This window comes from Mesorhizobium sp. M4A.F.Ca.ET.050.02.1.1, from assembly GCF_003997725.1.
In the GTDB taxonomy this organism is placed as follows: Bacteria; Pseudomonadota; Alphaproteobacteria; order Rhizobiales; family Rhizobiaceae; genus Mesorhizobium.
Window position 1 is genome coordinate 1 of sequence record NZ_RZSG01001105.1, and the last position, 1,502, is coordinate 1,502.

Here is a 1,502-nt window from a genome sequence, read left to right on the forward strand (position 1 = left end):
GGGCGTCGCCCTCGATGTCGCCGGCATTGGCCAGCAGTTCGGCCTGGGTGATGGTCCGCGCCCCCGAATCCTCGGCGATCGCCGCCAGCGTCACCGGGCTGGTCGTCGGCGCGTCGTTGACCGGGGTTACACTGATAGCTGCCACATCGGCGTCGCTGGCGCCCAACGCGTCGGTGGTGGTGATGTTGAGCTGGTCCGGCCCATTGTAATCCTGATTTCCGGTATAGGTGATGCTGCTCAATACGGCATTGATCTCAGCGGCCGTACCTGTGATGGTCACCGTGGCCCCGCCGTTCCCCCCGACTGTCGCGGCGCCGACCGGGACGACCGTCAACGTGCCGTTCAAGACCGAGACGCTGGTGGTCAGGATGCCGCCGTCCGGATCGAATACCGACACTCCCGTGATCGGCTGCGATACGTCCTCGCTCGCAAGCTGCGTGCCAGCGGGCACGGTGTTCACAGGGGCATGATTGGTGCTCAGGTCGACCGTGATCGGGGCAATTTTCTCGATCGCCGAGATCTTGAGGTTAATCGTCTTGAATTCATATACGGACTGGTCCGCCTGGCCCGTGCTCTTGTTCACGTGGGCCGGAAGCCAGATATTCTTGAAATAAGCGACCTCAGCGTTCAGCGCAGCCATGAATGCGGCATCGTTCGACTGTTGGACGCTGACGACAATCTTGAGCGTGTCGATCTCGGCCGTGCCGCCTTTTACGGTTCCGTTGCCACCGTCATAATTGTCATATCCGGTGAACGACGTTAGCCCGGTTTGCACGCCATCGTTGTATATGGAGCCGCCGGTCAGTGCAGAGCCGTCATAGGAGCCGCCTAAGCGGTACTGGTTCTCATATGACACGAAAATCAGAGTATCAGCACCCGACCCACCCAGAAGAGTGTCGATGCCGCTTCCGCCGTCCAGGGTGTCGGCGCCAGACCCGCCATTAACATAGTCATTGCCGTCACCAGCGATGATGATATCGGTCCCGCTCCCGCCGATAAGCTTGTCATCCCCATCAGTCACTACGCCGACGTAGCTGCTGCCGCTCGCGCCCATGTTAACCTCCCAAGACTGTGGATTGAGACGCGGAAGCGATGACGACCGTATCACCGGAGTAGCCTAAAGCGTCATCTTTCGCCTGCGGTGTATTGGAAAACGACGTCGTGGTGCCGCCGGCACCGGTGACCTGAGTAGCCATTTCTCACCCCTTGTGTTTAACGACAGACGCCCCCAACGCCTGTCGACCCCATTGAAAGACCAGCCGCTTCTTGACTGAAAATGTTGCACGCCCGGCACGCAGATTCCGGCACATGTCGATTGTGTCAGCGCACCCGAAGGCCTCGATGCCGACGCCCAGCGATGGCCAGCACAATGTGTGGCCAGTCACGGGCGGGCTGTGGCTCAAAAGGTGATGGCTGCGGCGGTACTGGCCGCCGTGCTGTGTTTCCCCTAGCCCCTTTAGCGTCGCTTAACCCGTTGTTGCCGGTCGGGGGCCATTTTATTC

At 60.4% G+C, this 1,502-nt stretch carries 1 protein-coding gene; it reads right to left on the reverse strand.

The window, feature by feature from the left end; translation table 11 throughout:
* Positions 1-1,054: cadherin-like domain-containing protein (locus tag EOA33_RS35400; RefSeq protein ID WP_190234489.1), on the reverse strand; the 1,054-nt coding region annotated here is incomplete at its 3' end.
* Positions 1,055-1,502 lie beyond the last annotated feature (448 nt).